We start from the raw sequence: 18,334 nt of genomic DNA, 5'->3' as shown, positions 1-18,334 counted from the left end.
GGTCATTGCAGCGAATAGCTGGCGCGGTAGGGGCGAAAGCCCAGGATGGTCTTGAAATTGCGCAGCCCGGGCTGCGCGCCGAAGAAGGTGTCGTACATGACGTAGCGGACTTCGCCCGCGTCGATCAATTGGCAAATGGCTTCGCTCAGCAGCAGGTGCATGATGCCGTCGTTATTCCGGATTCCCATCATTTGTGAGAACGAGGCGAAATTGCCGTAAATGCCCAAGCTGGCATAGGCCACCAGTTTTCCTTCCGGGTTTAGTACACCCCAATAACGGAAGTGGTTTTGCTGGTCGAATTGATGGGTCTTTTCGGTATATTTCTGGTCCATCGGGCGGCCTTGCCGGGTATCGAGGCTGGTATTGATGGCGTGGATATCGTCGACATAATCGTTGCGGTTAATCTCGCACACCACATAACCCCGGCTGCGCGCCCGTTTGGCGTGATAGGCGCCCTGGTTCTTGCCCTTGATCGCGTCCAGATAGGCGTTGCGATCAGGATAGGCCGACAAGTCGACCAGCGCCGCGCCGATGGTCTTGTGGCCGATGATCTTGTAGCGGGGATGCGGCTTGGTGTAATTGCGGTACGTCGCCTTAATATCCGCTGGATCGATCCATTCTGCAAAATGGAGCTCAGCGCGAGGTAACTTCATTACCTCTAGAAACATATTGTAGTGTTGCAAGAACATGGGGCTACTCGCATATTTCTTTGATAAGCAGACGATAAAGCCGATGCTGCAGGCGGCGTTTGAACTGGCTTAAATGCCGGCCTCGCAATTCAATCAATTGTTTGAATTGAGGGCCGGATTAATCCGTGCTTTCCGGAATCGTTTTTCAAACAAGGGACGGGGCGCGAGGATGTCGGCATAAAACGCAATGAGCTTGTCGGCTTCGTTTTCCCAGTTGTAGCGCTCCATGACCGCGCGCCGGCCGTTGGCGCCCATCTGCGCGGCCAGGCGCGGGTGGGCCGCCAGGTGATCGATGGCGGCGGCGATCGCGGCCGGGTCGCGCGGGTCGACGCACAGTCCGCATGCGCTGTTTTCGACGATGTCGCGCCACAGGGGAAAGTCCGAAGCGATCACGGGTATTCCGGCGGCCATGTATTCGAACATCTTGACGGGCAGCGCTTCGCGGTAGCTTGCGGTCGGCAGCAGCGTGACCAGCCCGGCAAATGCCCGCCCCATCAGGCCGGCAACCCCGGCGCGGTCGAGATGTCCGAGCTGGTCGACGCGCGGCCATCCGGGAGAGCAGGCCACCGCGGCTTCGAGCGCCGGTTCGGCAAAGCTGCCGGCCAGCGCCAGCCGCGCGGGCGAGCGCAGCAGTGCGCAGGCGTCGACCAGTTCCCGTACGCCGCGGATCGCCGAGATGCTGCCGACATAGCAGAAGCAGTCGCGCGCCGCCGCGCCGGCGGGCAGCCCGGTGAATTCCTCGGTGCGGGGGTAGTTGTTCACGTCCACCGTCAGCGGGTGCAGTGCGGCCAGGCGGTCGCGGATGAAGGGCGTGGCCGCCAGCACCCCGTCGAAGCGCCGCAGGGCGAAGCTTTCGAACTGCAAAAAGGCGCGCGACAGCAGGCGGGCACTGCGCGGCGACAGGTAGGGCTTGTCGAGCAGCTGGGTGGGCACGTCCTCGTGCGCATCGAACACGACCTTTTTCCCGGCGTAGTGCAGGCGCAGCCCGAGGGGGATGAGCTCGGGGTCGTGCAGCTGGTAGACGTCGGCGCCAAGCGCCAGCGCCGCCTGGCCAACGCGGTGGGTGGTGCGCAGCATGCGCTCGCGCCGGCCGGACGGGCGGCCGACGTCGACGACACGCACGCCGTCGCAGCAGGCGTCGCCGAGGCCATCGGCGACGACCAGCGCGACCTCATGGCCGTGGCTGGCCAGGCTGCGGCATTGCTTCACGAAGATCCGCGTATCGAAGCGCGGATGTGCCGAGGTCAGGTGCACGATGCGGGGCATGTTTCCTCTCGAACGAGTAGCGCGCGCAGGCGCCAAGGGTGGCGCTGAGCAGCATGTCGGTGAAATAGTGGGACGTCAGCAGCAGCAGCACGGTGACGCAGGCAAAGGCGAAGGCGCACAGGAACAGGCCGCGGGCGCGGGCGGCGAAGTATTCGTGGAAGAACATGGGCGTGATCGGCACCAGCGCCAGCGCCGCCAGGTAGACCATGCCGAACAGGCCAAGGTCGACCCAGGCCGACAGCACGTTGTGCGAGTAGTAGCCCGGCTTGTAGCTGGCATAGTCGCCGAACAGCGGGTGGGCGGCCACGGTCTGCCAGGCATGCACGGTGAGCTGGTGGCGCTTGTTGGCCGAGGTCGAGTGCGACAGGTCGAGCAGTTCCAGGATGCGGTTGGACGGCAGCGCGGCCAGGATCTGGTCGAAGTACAGGGTGACGAAGGTCGCCAGCAGGGCGGCGGCCAGCAGGAAGTAGAGCTTGTGGCGGGAAAAATAGAATTCGATGAGGGGAATCGCGAACATCAGGGCCGCGAATTCGCTGCGCGCCGTGTTGACGAACAGGGTGGCCGCGCCCAGCGCGTGCAGCACCAGGCGCAGCGGCAGGCTGCGCGTAAAGCACACCACCGCCAGGTAGGTGAACAGGTAGGAGCGCGAAAAGCCCTGGTAGGTGGCAAGCGCGTCGGCATCCTTGGCGATGCCGAGCGCGCCCAGGTAGAACACGCCGTCGACCGAATTCGAAAACGCGATCGCCGACATCGCGGCCAGGCTGAGCAGGCCGACGCTGCGGAAGCGCCGCCCCTCGAAGTCGATGAAGCTGAACATGATATAGACCAGCACCATGAACAGCACGCCGAGGATGTGGTTGGTTACGATGGTGCGGTTGGCGCCGGCCGCGCCATTGACCACGACGACCGTCAGGAAATAGGCGAAGAACAGGCCGTAGCACAGGTCGACCATGGTGAGGCGGCGCGGGTCGCGCCGCATGCGCGCCAGGTAGACCAGGCACAGGGGGAAGGCGAAGGCCACCGCGACCGGCGCGAAGTAGCCGCCCAGGAAGGCGCCGGTGGTGCCGGTGCCGAGCAGGGTGTGATAGAAGAAAAAACCGGGGAACAGCATGAAGAAGCAGGCCACCAGCAGCAGCTGGTCGCGCCGCTCCCAGCCGCGCTCGCGTGGGCCGCGCCTGGAGCGTTTCATGCTGGCCGGGCTCATGCGGCCGCCAGCACGTTGCGCGAACACTGCCAGGACATGTGCAGGTAGACCAGGTATAGGAAGGAATACCCGATCGCATACCACAGCACGTTCTGCTCGATGCTGCCGGGCGCGAGGAAGGCGCCGACGGTCAGGGCGAACAGGCTCACCTGCCACAGCAGGTCGGCCTTCTGGCGCCCGGCGACGAAGAACACGTAGCTGAGCGGGCTGGCCACGAAGTTCAGCAGGAACAGCGGCGCCATCAGCTGGGCCAGGTGGCCGGAGGCGCGCCAGCGCTCGCCGAACACCAGGGCGAACAGGTCGGGCGCGAACAGCAGCAGGACCAGCGCCGGGCCGGCGCCGAGGGCCGCAAGGGCCTTGAAGGTGTGGCGGTAGGTGCGTTCGCAATTGCCGTGTTCCTGGAATTCGCGTACCGATTCGCGCTTGAACACTTCCAGCACGGAGGCGGCGAGCAGCGAGATCGGGGCCGACAGCACGCGCTGGGTCAGGGCGTACAGGCCGGCGGCCAGGGCGCCGTGGCGCATGCCGATCAGGAACAGCGGCAGCTGGCTGACGGCGCCGTTGAGCAGGTTCGAAGGCAGCGAATAGCGCCAGAACTTCTGGTGCCGCAGCAGGTGGCCGCGCTGCTCGGTGTCGAGGCGCCAGCCGATCGGCGCGGCGGGCGGGTGCAGCAGCATGCGTGCGGTGGCGAAGCCGGCCGCCGTGCCGGCCAGGTGGCCGAGCACCAGGCCGATCCCGCCCAGCCCGGCGTACAGCAGGGCCAGCTGGGAAGCGACGATGATGGCCGCCGTGGCCACCTTGGCGCGCGCCGCCTTGCCGAAGGCATTGTGCGAGGTGGCGAAGGCGAGGGTGGTCTGCATGCAGCCAGTGAGCCAGGTCGCGATGCCGATGGTGAGCAGGGCGGTCCAGGGCAGCTTGGCGGCCAGCTCGAACCCGGCCAGGCGCGCCCCCGCGGCCAGCACGGTGAGCGCCAGGGCGGCCACGCTGGTGGTGTAGAACACGACCCGGAAGCAGGCGCGCTGCCGCTCTGGCTCATGGTCGAGGATCATGGCCGCTTCCATGCGCAGCGTGGCGCCGATGGCCGAAATGGCGACCAGGCCCAGCCACACGCTATAGGCCCCGAGTTCGCCGGGGCTGCACATCCGGGTCAGCAGGGGCGCCGCCAGCAGCGGCAGCGCCTGCGCGCCGGCGGCGCCGCCCAGCACCGTGGCCACGTTGCGCCAGAACGGCCCCAGCTGTTGGATGCGCTGCCTCATGCCCTAGGCCGCCTTGCCGCCGGCTTCCTGGAGGCCCAGCATGGCGAGCGCCCCCGCCAGTGCCTGGGCCACCCGATGCGCGCTGGGGCGGTCGAGGTAGGGGCCCATGGGCAGGCTCAGCACTTCATGTGCGAGGCTGGCCGCCACCGGGCAGCCGCCGGGGCTGGCCCAGTGGGCGTAGGCCGGCTGCTGGTCGATGGGAACGGGATAGTGGACGGCGGTGGGGATGCCGGCCGCCTGGAGCAGTTCCTGCAGGCGCGCGCGCTGCGGCGCCAGCACCGTGTACTGGGCCCAGGCGCTGCTGCGGTCGGCGCGGCAGCCGAGCGAGGCCAGCTGGCCGCCGAGCAGGTCGTGGTAGGAGGCGGCGGCGCGCTGGCGCTGCTCGATCTCCCAGTCGAAGCGGTCCAGCTTGGCCAGCACCACCGCGCACTGCAGGGTGTCCATGCGCCCGCCGACCCCGATGCGGGTGTGCACGTAGCGGCGCGACTGGCCGTGCACGCGGATCTCGCGCATCGCCGTGGCCAGGCTGTCGTCGCTGGTGAACAGCGCGCCGCCGTCGCCGTAGCAGCCGAGCGGCTTGCTGGGGAAGAAGCTGGTGCAGCCGATGGTCGACAGGTTGCAACTCTTGCGGCCCCGGTAGGTGGCGCCGAAGCTTTGCGCCGCGTCTTCGATGACGGCCAGGCCATGGCCTTCGGCCACGGCGTTGATCTCGTCCATGTCGGCCGGCTGCCCGTACAGCGATACCGGGATGATGGCGCGGGTGCGCGGGGTGATGCGCGCTTCCAGCAATCGGTGGTCGAGGTTGCCCGTGCCGGCCTCGACGTCGGCGAACACGGGGGTGGCCCCCAGCAGCACGATGGCTTCGGCGGTGGCGATGAAGGAAAAGGGCGTGGTGATCACTTCGTCGCCCGGCTTGACGCCCAGCGCCATCAGGGCGATCACCAGCGCTTCGGTGCCGGAGGACACCGTGATGCAATGGCGCGCGCCGGTGTAGGCGGCCAGGCGGTCCTCGAGTTCGGCGACTTCGGGGCCCATGATGTACTGGCCGTGGTCGAGCACGGCCTGGATGCGCCCGTTGATCAGCTCGCGGGAGGCCAGGTATTGCGACTTGAGATCGATGAAATCCATGGAACAGTCCTCGTGGCGTTTGCAGTGAAGTGCTTGCGGCGGAGTGGCGACAGTGAAGTGGCTGCAGGGAAGCAGCTACAGGGAAGCGGCGGCGCGTTCGAGCCGGCAGGCGCCGTCGCGCAGCACGTACAGGTCGCCGGTGTGGGGGCAGCGCGCCTCGTCGTCGCCGGCCAGGGGCAGCGGCAGGCGTTCGCCGAAGCGGCTGGTCCAGCCGAGTTGGCGCGCCGGTACGCCGGCCACCAGCGCAAAGGCCGGCACGTCGCGGTTCACCACCGCGCCGGCGGCGACAAAGGCGTATTCGCCGATGGTTACGCCGCACACGATGGTGGCGTTGGCGCCGATGGTGGCGCCGCGCCGCACCAGGGTGCGGCGGTATTCGTCCTTGCGCCTGATCGCGGCGCGCGGGTTGTAGACATTGGTGAACACCATGCTGGGGCCGCAGAACACGTCGTCTTCGAGCGTGACGGCGTCGTAGATGGAGACATTGTTTTGCACCTTGGCGCCGTCGCCGATCACGACGCCGTTGCCAACATAGACGTTCTGGCCCAGCGAGCAATCGGCGCCGATGCGGGCGCCGGCGCAGACGTGGGCGAAGTGCCACACCCGGGTACCGTCGCCGAGGGCGGCGCCGTGGTCGACGATGGCGCTGGAATGGATGACGATGGCCATGATCAGTACTCCAGTGGCAGGGCGACGCGCTTGCCGTCGCGCGCCGAGCGGTAGGCGGCCACCAGCACTTCGAGCGACTTCAGGCCTTCGCGCCCGTCGGTTTCGGGCTCGGCCTCGCCGCGCAGCACCTTGATGACGTTGTCGTAGTAGAGCGGGTGGCCGAAGCCGTAGACCGAGGTGGTCTGGTAGCTGGCCCCCTTCACCAGGTCGTCGTCCGGGTCGGGGTGGGCGAATTCCCATTGCTGCACCTCGTTGACGGCGACGCCGCCGATCCGCACCGTGCCGTGCTCGCCGAGGATGGTGATCGAGCCTTCGAGGTTGCGCGGGTAAGTCAGCATCGTGACGTTCATCGAGCCGAGCGCGCCGTTGCGCCAGCGCAGGCTGATCACGCCGGTGTCTTCCACCTCGATGTCGCGCGCCAGCGTGGCGGTGTAGGCCTGCAGGCTTTCCACCGGGCCGATGATCCAGTCGATCAGGTCGACGTAGTGGCTGGCCTGGTTCATGAAGGCGCCGCCGTCGAATTCCCAGGTGCCGCGCCACCTGGCGCTGTTGTAGTACTCGTCCGGGCGGGTCCAGAAGACATTCAGGTTGACCATGTAGATGCGGCCGAAGCGCTTCTTTTCCACTGCGCTCTTGAGCAGTTGCAGGGTGGCGTTGCGGCGGTTCTGCTTGACGACGAACAGGTGCACACCGGCGGCGTCGGCCGCCGCGACCATCGCCTTGCCGTCTTCCCAGCGCGTGGCCATGGGTTTCTCGGTGACGACGTGGCGGCCGGCGCGCGCGATCTGGATCGACTGCTGCGGGTGCAGGCCCGAGGGCGTGGCCAGCACGAAGGCGTCGGCCTCGCACTCGCGCAGCATCTGCTCGAGGCTGCGGTAGGGGCGGGCGCCGGTGGCGCCGGCCGCTTCCTCGAGTGCGCGCGGGTCGACGTCGCACACCCCTGCCAGTTCGCAGCGCGCGTGGTGCTCGCGGATGGCGTTCATGTGGTTTTTCGCAATACGGCCGCAGCCGACCAGGGCGAAGCGGATCTTGCGGTCGAGGATGGCGGGGGGATAGGAACGCATCGTGTTCTCCGGGCGTGGGTCGGGCGGTGGCGGCGCTGGTTCAGGCCTTGATGACATTCGGCAGGCGCTCGGTGTACACGCCCCGGGTGTCGACGATCAGGTTGGCGTACTGGCGCAGCAGTTCGTAGTCGAAGGCGCTGTGCGCGGTGGCCACCAGCACCACGTCGTACGAGGCGATGACGTTGGGCGTCAGGGGCACGCTGGACAGGTCGAAGCGGTGTTCGCGCATGCGCGGGAAGGTCGGCACGTGCGGGTCGGAATAATCGACCGTGGCGCCCTTGCGGCGCAGGATCTCCATCAGGGCCACCGAGGGCGATTCGCGCATGTCTTCGACATCTTTCTTGTAGGCGATGCCGAGCACCAGCACGCGGCTGCCCATGATCGAGCGGCCGCGCTCGTTGAGGGCGTCGGCCACCTTGCCGATCACCCACTGCGGCATGTCGCTGTTGATCTCGCCCGCCAGCTCGATGAAGCGGGTGTGCACGCCGTATTCGCGCGCCTTCCAGGTAAGGTAGAAGGGATCGATCGGGATGCAGTGGCCGCCCAGCCCGGGGCCCGGGTAGTAGGGCGTGAAGCCGAAGGGCTTGGTGGCGGCGGCGCGGATGACTTCATGGATGTCGATGTCCATGCGGTCGGCGATGATCTTCATTTCGTTGACCAGGCCGATGTTGACGGCGCGGTGGATGTTTTCCAGCAGCTTGGTCAGTTCGGCGGCCCGGGTGGAGCTGACCGGCACCACGTGGTCGACCGCGGCGCGGTACAGGGCCACGCCGGCCTCGAGGCAGGCGCCGGTGGAGCCACCGCAGACCTTGGGAATGGTGCGGGTCTGGAACTGCGCATTGCCGGGGTCTTCGCGCTCTGGCGAGAACACCAGGAACAGGTCGCGCCCCACGGTGAAGCCGCGCGACTCGAGCCGCGGGCGCAGTTCTTCCTCGGTGGTGCCGGGGTAGGTGGTGCTCTCCAGCGACACCACCTGGCCTTCGCGCACATAGGGCAGCAGGGCGGAGACGGTACCCAGCACATAGGACAGGTCGGGCTCGCGGTAGGCGTTGAGCGGGGTGGGCACGCAGATGATCAGGGCGTCGGGCTCGCCGGCGCGGGTGAAGTCGGCGGTGGCCTCGAAGCCGTGTTCGCGCGCGGCCCCGACCGCCCGGGCGTCGATGTGCCTGATATAGCTCTCCCCGCGGTTCAGGCGCTCGACCTTGTCGGTATCGATGTCGATGCCGAGCACCTTGAAGCCTTGCGCCGCGTAGCAGAGGGTCAGCGGCAGGCCGACGTAGCCGAGTCCCACGATGCCGATGACGGCGCTGCGGTCCTGCAGCTTCGCCAGCAGCTGCTCCAGGTGGGGGGAGGTTTTCTCGTCGCGCATGTGTTTCCTCGTCAGTCAGTGGCAGTGAAATAGCGGCAGTGGTGCCTCAAGCCTAGATACGGAAGGGCACGAATTTCTTGATCAGGCTGGGGCGCTGGGTATCGGCCACCAGCGGCGGCGCCACGTCGGGCGTGGTCGGCACGTATTCGGCCACGATGGCCTTGACCATCGATTCGATGGTGCCGCGCTCGTGGGTCTCGCAGGCCATCATCAGGCAGGTGATGCAGGTTTCCAGCACGCTGGGGCGCAGCGCGCTTTCCTTCATGCGCATGATGCGCGGGTGCTCGCTGGGGAACACGGTGCCCTCGGTGAGCAGCTCCTCGTGCAGTTTCTCGCCCGGGAACAGGCCGACGAACTGCACCTCGATGTCGCCGCGCGGGTTCTGCGGCGTGCGCTCGGTGAGGCCGGACATGGCGATCATGGTGCGCGCCAGGTCGACGATCTTGACCGGCTCGCCCATGTCGAGCACGAACACGTCGCCGCCCTTGGCCATGGCGCCGGCCTGGATGACGAGCTGGGCGGCCTCGGCGATGAGCATGAAGTAGCGCGACACTTCCGGGTGGGTGATGGTCATGGGGCCGCCGCGCGCGATCTGGCGCTGGAACAGCGGGATGACGGAACCGGAGGAGCCCAGCACGTTGCCGAAGCGGACCATGCAGAAGGTGGTGTGGGCGCCGTGCCGCACCGCCGCCGCCTGGAAGATCAGTTCGGCGATGCGCTTGCTGGCGCCCATGATGTTGGTCGGGCGCACCGCCTTGTCGCTCGAGATGAGCACGCAGGTTTCCACCTGCTGGCGGGCGGCGGCGCTGGCCACCACCTGGGCCCCGAGCACGTTGTTGCGCAGGCCTTCGACGATATTGGCCTCGACCAGCGGCACGTGCTTGTAGGCGGCGGCGTGGTAGATGGTGTCGACCTTGCCGTCGCGCAGCACCCGTTCGATCAGGTCGTCGTTGCACACCGAGCCCAGGTGGGCGTGGATGGCCAGGCCCGGGAAGCGCGCGGTGAGCTCCTGGCGCACCGTATAGAGCGCGTATTCGGAGTGGTCGAGCAGGTGCAGCGCTTTCGGGGTGAGGGTGACGATCTGGCGGCACAGTTCGCTGCCGATGGAGCCGCCGGCGCCGGTGACGAGCACGCTCTTGCCGCGCACGCAGCGGGCAAACAGGTCGAGCCGCGGCGGCACCGGCGGGCGGCCCAGCAGGTCTTCGAACTTGAGCTCGCGGATGGTGCCCTGGGCCGGCGGGCGGTCGTCGGCCAGGTCGACCAGGCGGCTGAGGATTTTCACCGGCACCCCGGCCTGCCCCAGGCGCTGCATGATGTCGCGCAGGCGCTCAGGCGACACGGTGGTCAGGGCGATGACGATGGTGCGGATGCCCTGGGCGGCCACCTGTTCGGCCAGGCGGCCGGTGTTGAACACGCGCAGGCCGGCGATGGTGCGTTCGTTCAGGGCGCGCTTGTCGTCGAAGAAGCAGACCGGGCGGTAGTCGTCGCTGTGGCGCATGGCCTGCACCAGCCTGGCGCCGGCCTCGCCGGCGCCGTAGACGGCGACCGCGTCGGAGCTGCCGGCGCGCCGCCCGCCATGGGCGCGCAGCAGGTTGCGCAGGCCGATGCGCGAAATGACGACATAAGAGAAAACCACGAACCAGTAAATGGCGAGCGCGCTGCGCGGGAAGCGCGGCTCATTCATGATGATTAATACGATATACACGCACAATATGGCAAATGCCAATGCGGCGCCGGTAAAACTCAATAAGCGCTGGTCGATAAAGCGGATGACCGCGCGGTATAAATCGGAGACCGAGAATGCGGCAATGGTGACCACCGCCACCAGCGCATAAGAAGCGGGACCGAAATCCATTGCCAGCTTCAGGTCGCCACCGCGCAATATCATCGCGATCAGGAAGCAGACCGGCAATGCCAGCAGGTCGGCGCCCACCATCAGGGCGATCTTGCTGGAACGGCTCATCGACACCATGCGTGCGCACAGCAGGCTGAAACGATCGGAGCTGAAATTGGACATGGCAACCCGGTGCTTGGTTAGTAATAACAAATAAGAAGCCTTGAAGGCGATGTCAGGCGCGGCATTGGATGAATTGGATTAATCCGGCATTTCCCGGGATGGAGGGAAGGGTTGTTTTGTAAATTTATTATCTTTCGTCCACACCACGCGGCGCTTGACCTGACTCAACGGCGGCAAGTGAATTAAATCGAAAATGCCAAAAAATAAATATAAGCAATGAAACCGGGAAATAACCCGGCAATTTAATTTCCGCTGATTATTTAATTGATGAGCAAATGCGAATGACGGCAGGACAAGCGCGCGGGCTGCGGCCTGTAGCGGCGAAAAACGGGAAGGATGAGGCGGGAATACAACAGGCCGCCATCAAGGCGGCCTGGGGCGTAAGCGAAGGGAAGGGCGGCGGCGCCGGCGGGGCCGCCGGCGTGCAGGGTGTCAGGCGCCCGGGCGGCCCGGGCGCGGCTGCGGCGCCATCGGCGGCACCGTCACCTGCTCGTTCAGGCGCAGGAACTTGAAGCCGGCCAGCACCTGGCCCGGCTTGCCGGCGGCGGCGTTGCGCGCCTCGCGCTCGGCGGCGCGCGCCATAAAGGACGCGAACGTCTCCTCGCGCACCTTCGGCTCCTGCGAGTGCAGGAAGTGGCGCTCGCCATTCGGCCCCAGCACCACCAGGCCCACGTGCGAGGCCCAGTATTCGCCGTTGCGGGTCGAGATGACGTTGACGAAGTCGCCTTCCTGCAGCTGGGCGGCGACCGCCGCCACCTGCTCTTTGGCGACATAGGCCTGGCGGCTGCTCTCGATCGGGAACTCGGCCACGGTGTTGTGGCGGGTGCGCAGGAAGCGCGCGCGGTCCACCGTCATCGGGTAGGACGGGCCGCCCGCGCCCGCCAGTTCGGCGCTCACGTCGGTCACCAGCCAGCGGTTGGCCACGTTCCAGTCCATCTCGGTGTAGTGGTTGCGGGTGGCCACGCCGATCACGCCGTCGCGGTAGCGGATCCGCTGCAGCATCCAGAAGAATTCTTCCCAGGACTGCGACAGCGCCATGGCGTAGGTGTGTTCGGCGAAGACGACGCAGTCGCTTTCCTTCAGGCTGTACAGGGGCAGGTTGTCGTGCAATTCATACGGAAATTCGCCCAGCAGGTGCAGCGAATAGGGCTGGCCGAGGTTCTTGCGGCCGATCGCGGCGATGCGCTTGCGCAGGTCCGGTTCGGCCGTGTGGACGTGGGCGATGTAGCGCCCGGCTTCCTGCGGCGTCATCTGGAAGATCTGCTTGGCCAGCACCGCCGCCAGCGGCAGTTCAGCGGGCGCGGCGGGCGCGCTGGCCGCTGGCGTGGACGGGGCGCTGGCGCAGCCGGCGAGGGCGGCCGCGGCGAGCAGCAGGCAGGCGGGACGGAGTGCTGGAGGCAGGGCGATCGGCATGGTCGACAGGGTCGGTTGAGGGTAGGGCCAAGGTACCGGCGCGCGCGTGGTCGAGGGTAATGAAAATATGTTCAGCAACCATAACTTTTGCAAGCCTTGCATATGTACATTCCTCAAAGTTATATAGGCGCGAAAACAAGTGATTATTCAGCAAGGGTGCACATCATCAATACTCCGAGAATGGCAGCGATGGCGCCTGCCATTGCACACCGACAGCTGTTCATTAAAGCTAAAAACACCAGGAGAGACAACAATGTTCAAACAAAAGCCGCTTGCCGCAGCCGTATCGATGGCGGTATGGAGCCTGGCCGCCGTGCCGGCCATGGCGCAGGACGTCCCGTCCGGCCAGATCCAGACCGTCGAGGTCACCGGTATCCGCGCCTCGATGGCGAAGTCGCTGGCCGTCAAGCGCGACTCGGCCGCCAACGTCGAGGTGATCACCGCCGAAGACGTCGGCAAGATGCCGGACAAGAACCTGGCCGACTCGCTGCAGCGCCTGGCCGGCGTGGCGGTGCGCACCGACTATGACGAAGCCGAGAAAGTCGCGATGCGCGGCTCGAACCCGGACCACACCCTGATCCTGTTCAACGGCCACACCGTTTCGGGCGGCGACTGGTATGTCGCCGACCAGCTCTCCAGCAGCCGCTCGACCAGCCTGTCGCTGATGCCGTCCTCGGTGCTGAACCAGGCCGTCGTGTACAAGACCTCGTCGGCCAACCTGGTCGACGGCGGCATGGCCGGCACCATCAACGTCAGCACCCGCAAGCCGCTGGCGCAAAAAGAGCGCCTGACCGGCATCGTCAACCTGGGCGGCGTGTACTCCGAACTGCCGGGCAAGGCGGCGCACGACCTCAACGCCTCGATGAACTGGAAGAACGAGTCGAATACCTTCGGCTTCATCATGCAGGGCTTCGCCGAGAAGCGCTTCGTGCGCCGCGATTCGGCCTCGCGCTTCGCCTACGTGGGCGGCAGCGGCTGGGACGTGATCAATACCTCGACCATGCTGGGCATCACCGACGCCTCGCTGGCCGGCACCGGCTACAAGGCCTCGGACCTGAACGGCGTGCGCATCCCGGGCTCGATGAGCACCGAATTCGTCGAAAGCGTGCGTGACCGCAAGGGCGGCATGTTCTCGGCCCAGTTCAAGCCGAACGCCGACCTCGACATGACCATGACCGGCTTCCATTCCGAGATGAAGGCCGATAACTTCGGCCGCCTGAATGCCGGCGCCATGTTCAGCATGCTGCGCGGCCAGGGCGGTGCGCAGGGCGCCACCACGCCGACGCTGTCGAACGGCCAGCGCGTCTACGCGCAGATCAAGAATCCGGTGATCGTCACCGAACGCACCGTCTACGGCCACGACCTGAAGGTGCTCAAGTCGGCCGACATCGTCTACCCGGCCGGCACCACCCCGCAGTACATCGGCGAAACCGAGGGCGCCTACCGCGAAGGCGCCAAGGCCACCAGCGCCTTCCTCGACCTGGATGTGAAGTACCGTGTCAACCAGGACCTGAGCCTCAAGGGCCTGTTCTCGACTACCAAGGGCGTCGGCCAGACCGGCCTCGACCAGGGCCTGACCTACACCCGCTATGGCACCGGCGTGCGCTACGCGCTGGGCGCCCTGCGCGATGCGCCGTTCGTGCAGTACCTGGGCACCGGCCCGAATGTCCCGGGCCGCAACGCCGACGGCAGCGGCTTCGTGCTGACCGGTCGCGCCGCCTCGGGCGTGAAGACCACCGACAAGGAAAACAGCCTGCAGCTCGACGCCGAGTACCGCCTCGACCGCGAGATGGTGAAATCGCTGGAATTCGGCGCCCGCCATGCCGACCACCGCCGCGAGAGCGCGCGCCGCTTCCCGCAGCTGCGCACCGGCGCGCTGTCGGCCAACGAGCCGGTGGCCGGCTCGAACTTCATCCCTTACCCGTCCGACTTCGGCGCCGACCTGGACGGCCCGGCCGGCTGGGACAACACCAGCTGGACCCTGACCCCGGAAGCGCTGAAAGCCTACTTCGCGGCCAACTACAAGCCGACCAGCGCGGACTGGGAGCGCCGCACCTCGACCGAACTGGACATGCGCGAGCGCCAGAGCTCGGCCTTCGTCATGGCCAACCTGGAAGGCAACAAGTGGTCGGGCAACATCGGCCTGCGCTACGTGCGCACCCAGGTCAATGCGGCAGTGCCGTCGCCGATCCCGGTCGGCCTGTGCCCGCGCACCGAACCGGGCAAGCCGGCCACCACCTGCGCCGCCGTGCCGGGCGCGATCACCACCGCCAGCGACGGCGTGCAGTACTACGACGGCGTGCCGTTCAATCCACTGGCCGGCGTGATGTACTACAAGCAGGCCAAGGAAAGCACGTTCAACAACCTGCTGCCCAGCATGAACATCCGCTACGAGCTGGAGAAGGACCATATCGTCCGGGTCGGCATCAGCAAGACCATCTCGCGCCAGAACTACAACCTGCTCGGCGCCGGCTATGGTTCGCCGACCTGTACCGACGGCTTCTGCCAGGTCACCGGCCCGAACCCGAACCTGGAGCCGCTGTTCGCCAAGAACATCGACCTGTCCTATTCGTGGTACATGGGTCGCCGTTCGATGTTCGGCTTCAACATCTTCGCGTCGGACATCACCGGCTATCCGAAGACCGGCATCGCCGGCCAGGACACGGTGCAGCTGCTCGACCCGCGCGATTCGCAGATCAAGAGCTTCGCGGTCAACTCGGCGTCGCAGCAGGGCGCCCGCATCGCCGGCATCGAGATCATGTACGAGCAGCCTTTCGGCAACAGCCCGTTCGGCTTTACCTCGAACGTGAGCAAGTCGCGCACCCGCGTCGACGACGGCCGCCCGATGGTGGGCGCGTCGGAATACGCGGCCAACCTGGGCGTGTACTTCGAGAACGACAAGCTGTCGGCCCGCCTGGTCGCCAACTATCGCAGCGAGTACATCAACACCTCGACCGCGCCGGCGCCGAACGCCAACAGCCAGGGCCTGTCGACCATCAACGGCATCCTGATGCCGGTCGCACCGACCTATGCCGCTCCGGTGACCACGCTGGCCTTCAACTCCACGTACAACCTGATGCCGAACCTGCAGCTGTCGTTCAGCGCGACCAACCTGACCAATGTGAAGCGCGCCTACTATCGCTACAGCGAAGAAGAGCAGCAGAAACTGGACGTCTCGGGCCGCATTTACTATCTGAACCTGAAGTACCGCTTCTGATCCTGGTGGTGTAGTCGTATTGGGGGAGCTTCGGCTCCCCTTTTTTCATGGCGCAGCGGCGGGCCTTCCAATGCTGCCAACGGCCGTGTAGGAGTTGACCTATAGAAAAATGTGCGCCACCTAACGGTAGCCTTGCCGGGTCATCGATATCATGAAGCTGTGTGAGTGAGGGACCTGCAAAGGAATGAGCGGGTCGCCAACAGCTCAACAGGTTCAGCCGGTCGCCTCGAGGACCGGCACCAATTCAGGCCAGCGCAGATGCGAGGGCCTACACGGTAGTGGAGGTCGCCATGTCCGAAGTCAAGCACCCGCCCAAGCACCTGGTTCGCGAATACCTCGAGCGCCGCGCGCGGGATACTGCCCCGCCGCCGACACCGGAAGAAATCCGGCGCCAGCTCGGTTGGGGTATGCTGATGCCGTCGGACCTCAAGATCGGCACCCACCGTTCGTAGCCATTCGCGCCAGGGAAGGCGCATCACTACCGTGCATACGGTTTATCCAGGAGACATCCATGACGAACAAAGTCGGCAACAAACACGAAGCACAGCACCGCGGCAAACAGGAACGCCTGGAGATCCGCCGCACCAATATCGCGCGCGAAGCGGTCAAGCTGGCCGAAGCCCGCGCCAAGTACCGCAACCAGGTCAAGGGCCGCCCGCAGGCGGACCAGTCGGCCACGGCCTAAGCCGCGCCGCGCACCTGCGCTGCCAGCAAGCCCGCCCCCTGAGGCGGGCTTTTTTACGTCGTGGCGCCCGGCATTTCCCGCCATCCGCCGAAATCTTCGCCATTCACCGCCGCCGCGCCGCCATTCACCGAAAGGCGGTTTCGCGGCGCCCGGCGCCTTGCTATCGTGTGACCATACCAACACACACACGAGGAGCATGCATCATGAACAACGTAGACGCGTACAGCTGGCGCAAACAGGTGGTCTGGGGCCTGCTCCTGATCGTCGTCGGCAGCATCGTCCTGCTCGACCGCCTGTACTACATCGATGCAGGCAGCTTCTGGCACTACTGGCCGCTGCTGCTGGTGGTGGTCGGCATCAACCAGACCATCGGCTACCCGAGCCCGCGCGAATTCGGCAACGGCCTGTGGACCGTCTTCATCGGCCTGTGGCTGTTCGCCTGCTTCGAACACATCTTCGGCCTGACCTTCCGTAACAGCTGGCCCTTGTTCATCCTGGCCGCCGGCGTGAAAATGGTGGCCCAGCCCCTGATCGCACGCCGCTTTGCCCTCAACAACCCGGAGCACCGCAATGAAAAATGATCTTTCGTCCAAGGGCGTGACCAGCCAGGTCGTGCTGGGCCTCCTGGTGATCCTGATGGGACTGCTGTTCCTGCTCGATAACCTCGGCATCCTCGACATGCACCGCGCCTTCTCGTTCTGGCCGATGGCCTTCATCGTCATCGGCACGGTCAAGCTGTGCGACACCCAGACCCGCGGCGGGCAGCTGATGGGCAGCGCCTTCGTCGGCATCGGCGTGCTGCTGCTGCTGGACCGGATGGACATCATCGACTTCAACGTGCGCACCATGTGGCCGGTGTTCCTGATCGGCTTCGGCGGCTTCGTGCTGTACAAGGCGATCACCGGGCCGCGCCTGGCCACCGCGGTCTCGCTCAAGGACGGCATGACCGGCGGCAGCGACGTGGTGGAGTGCACCGCCATCCTGGGCGGCTTCGAGCGCCGCATCACGACCCAGAACTTCCGCGGCGGCGAAGTAACGGCGGTGCTGGGCGGCTGCTCCCTCGACATGCGCAACTCCTCGATCCAGGGCGAGGCCGTGATCAATGTATTCGCCTTCTGGGGCGGTGTCACCATCAAGTGCCCGCCCGACTGGACCGTCGTCCTGCAGGGCACGCCGATCATGGGCGGCTTCGAAGAGAAGACCATCGCCCCGCCCGACAGCAGCAAGCGCCTGGTGGTGCGCGGCTACGCGATCATGGGCGGCGTGGAAGTGCGCAACTGATGAATGGCGGCTTGTGGGCGCGGCGCAGCATCGCGCTCTACCTGCTGGCCTGGCTGATGCTGGGCCTGCTGCTCGCCGGGCTGGTGCATGCGGGCAGCGGCGCCGGCCCCGGCGCCAGCCTGCTGTTCGCGCTGCCCCTCACGCTGTGCTACGCGATCGGCTGCGGCTTTTCCGCCTACTATCTGTGCCGCGCCTATCCACTGGCCCAGCGCAGCCTGCGCGCGGTGCTGCCGGTGTTCGCCTTCAGCGCCCTGACCGCGGCGCTGCTGTGGTGCGCCGCCGGCAGCGCCTGGGCGGCCCTGTGCCGGCTGGTGCTGGGCGAGGGCCAGGCGCTGGCGGTGACGCGCCCGTTCGTGGCGGTGATGCTGGGGATCGGGGTGCTGCTGTACTGGATGACGGCGGTGGCCCACTACCTGGCGCTGGAATTCGAACGGGCCAGGCGCGCCGAGACGCGCGAGCTGGAATCGCGCCTGCTGGCGCAGGACGCCGAACTGCGCATGCTGCGCACCCAGATCGACCCACACTTCCTGTTCAACAGCCTCAATTCCATCAGCGCGCTGACCGCGATCGATGCGGGCCGGGCGCGCGACATGAGCCTGCTGCTGGCCGGGTTCTTCCGCCAGACCCTCGGCCTGGAAGCCCACCGCAAGGTCCTGCTGACCGAGGAAGTGCAGCTGGCCGAGCGCTTCCTGGCGATCGAGCAGGTGCGCTTCGGCCCGCGCCTGGCCTTTGAACACCGGCTGGGCGAAGGGGCCGGCGGATGCCTGCTGCCGCCGATGATCCTGCAGCCTTTGGTCGAGAACGCGGTCAAGCACGGGATCGGCCAGCTGCTCGAAGGCGGTACCATCACGGTGGTGGCCGAACGGGCCGGGTCGCTATTGCGCATCCGGGTCGAGAACGACACCGACCCGGACGACGCCGGGACGCGGACGGCGGGCAGCGGCATCGGCCTGGTGAATGTGCGCCAGCGGCTGGCGGCGGCCTATGGCAGGGAAGGCAGCGTGCACTGGGCGCGCGACGACAACAAGTTCCGGGTAGACCTCGTGCTGCCCGCGGAAACGGAAGAGAAAGGCTAG

The 18,334-nt window shown here is 66.4% G+C and carries 16 protein-coding genes; 6 read left to right on the top strand and 10 right to left on the bottom strand.

All coding sequences use genetic code 11. The features are described 5' to 3' along the window. Positions 1 to 2: 2 nt before the first annotated feature. The 10 genes from BM031_RS02365 to BM031_RS02320 all read right to left on the bottom strand — a co-directional run bounded on the left by BM031_RS02365 (position 3) and on the right by BM031_RS02320 (position 12,075). Positions 3 to 689 (bottom strand): hypothetical protein, encoded by a 687-nt coding sequence (locus BM031_RS02365; RefSeq protein WP_091870603.1) that lies wholly within the window; start codon positions 687 to 689, stop codon positions 3 to 5. Positions 690 to 782: 93 nt separating this feature from the next. Further along, on the bottom strand, positions 783 to 1,955 hold the full coding sequence (locus BM031_RS02360) for a glycosyltransferase (RefSeq protein WP_091871206.1): 1,173 nt from the start codon (positions 1,953 to 1,955) through the stop codon (positions 783 to 785). Continuing rightward, positions 1,861 to 3,144, bottom strand: a complete 1,284-nt coding sequence (locus tag BM031_RS02355; RefSeq protein ID WP_177207632.1) for a hypothetical protein — start codon at positions 3,142 to 3,144, stop codon at positions 1,861 to 1,863. The genes BM031_RS02360 and BM031_RS02355 overlap by 95 nt, the downstream gene beginning before the upstream one ends. An 11-nt stretch (positions 3,145 to 3,155) precedes the next feature. Next, complete coding sequence (locus BM031_RS02350) at positions 3,156 to 4,415, bottom strand: oligosaccharide flippase family protein (RefSeq protein WP_229408422.1); 1,260 nt, start codon at positions 4,413 to 4,415, stop codon at positions 3,156 to 3,158. Between the two features lie 3 nt (positions 4,416 to 4,418). Continuing rightward, complete coding sequence (locus BM031_RS02345) at positions 4,419 to 5,543, bottom strand: DegT/DnrJ/EryC1/StrS family aminotransferase (RefSeq protein ID WP_091870600.1); 1,125 nt, start codon at positions 5,541 to 5,543, stop codon at positions 4,419 to 4,421. A gap of 75 nt (positions 5,544 to 5,618) precedes the next feature. Beyond that, entirely contained in the window at positions 5,619 to 6,212 is a 594-nt protein-coding gene (locus tag BM031_RS02340) for an acyltransferase (RefSeq protein WP_091870597.1), read from the bottom strand. 2 nt (positions 6,213 to 6,214) lie between these two features. Beyond that, a complete protein-coding gene (locus BM031_RS02335; RefSeq protein WP_091870594.1) occupies positions 6,215 to 7,276 on the bottom strand; it encodes a Gfo/Idh/MocA family protein in 1,062 nt (353 codons plus the stop codon). Positions 7,277 to 7,316: 40 nt separating this feature from the next. Then, the gene (locus tag BM031_RS02330; RefSeq protein ID WP_091870592.1) at positions 7,317 to 8,645 is read right to left on the bottom strand and encodes a nucleotide sugar dehydrogenase; all 1,329 of its coding nucleotides are present in this window, start codon (positions 8,643 to 8,645) and stop codon (positions 7,317 to 7,319) included. A 52-nt stretch (positions 8,646 to 8,697) separates the two neighbouring features. Continuing rightward, positions 8,698 to 10,662 carry a polysaccharide biosynthesis protein gene (locus tag BM031_RS02325; protein ID WP_229408420.1) on the bottom strand — a complete coding sequence of 655 codons (1,965 nt, stop codon included), beginning with the start codon at positions 10,660 to 10,662 and terminating at the stop codon, positions 8,698 to 8,700. A gap of 432 nt (positions 10,663 to 11,094) precedes the next feature. Further along, the gene (locus tag BM031_RS02320) at positions 11,095 to 12,075 is read right to left on the bottom strand and encodes an N-acetylmuramoyl-L-alanine amidase-like domain-containing protein (RefSeq protein ID WP_091870589.1); all 981 of its coding nucleotides are present in this window, start codon (positions 12,073 to 12,075) and stop codon (positions 11,095 to 11,097) included. A 253-nt stretch (positions 12,076 to 12,328) separates the two neighbouring features. On the opposite strand from BM031_RS02320, the gene BM031_RS02315 reads away from it, so the two are divergent. From BM031_RS02315 to BM031_RS02300, 6 genes are all read left to right on the top strand, one after another. Further along, the gene (locus tag BM031_RS02315) at positions 12,329 to 15,292 is read left to right on the top strand and encodes a TonB-dependent receptor (protein ID WP_091870587.1); all 2,964 of its coding nucleotides are present in this window, start codon (positions 12,329 to 12,331) and stop codon (positions 15,290 to 15,292) included. Between the two features lie 290 nt (positions 15,293 to 15,582). After that, entirely contained in the window at positions 15,583 to 15,744 is a 162-nt protein-coding gene (locus tag BM031_RS25405) for a hypothetical protein (protein ID WP_177207631.1), read from the top strand. A gap of 59 nt (positions 15,745 to 15,803) precedes the next feature. Then, positions 15,804 to 15,977, top strand: coding sequence for a hypothetical protein (locus BM031_RS25400; RefSeq protein WP_177207630.1), 174 nt, complete (start codon positions 15,804 to 15,806; stop codon positions 15,975 to 15,977). Between the two features lie 203 nt (positions 15,978 to 16,180). Next, complete coding sequence (locus tag BM031_RS02310) at positions 16,181 to 16,558, top strand: LiaI-LiaF-like domain-containing protein (RefSeq protein WP_091870584.1); 378 nt, start codon at positions 16,181 to 16,183, stop codon at positions 16,556 to 16,558. Beyond that, a complete protein-coding gene (locus BM031_RS02305; RefSeq protein ID WP_091870582.1) occupies positions 16,548 to 17,258 on the top strand; it encodes a LiaI-LiaF-like domain-containing protein in 711 nt (236 codons plus the stop codon). Before BM031_RS02310 ends, BM031_RS02305 begins: the two co-directional genes overlap by 11 nt. Continuing rightward, on the top strand, positions 17,258 to 18,334 hold the full coding sequence (locus BM031_RS02300; protein WP_091870579.1) for a sensor histidine kinase: 1,077 nt from the start codon (positions 17,258 to 17,260) through the stop codon (positions 18,332 to 18,334). The genes BM031_RS02305 and BM031_RS02300 overlap by 1 nt, the downstream gene beginning before the upstream one ends.

Origin of the sequence: Massilia yuzhufengensis (assembly GCF_900112225.1) — a bacterium.
GTDB classification, from domain to species: domain Bacteria; phylum Pseudomonadota; class Gammaproteobacteria; order Burkholderiales; family Burkholderiaceae_D; genus Telluria; species Telluria yuzhufengensis.
This window is presented reverse-complemented; position numbering and strand designations above follow the sequence as displayed.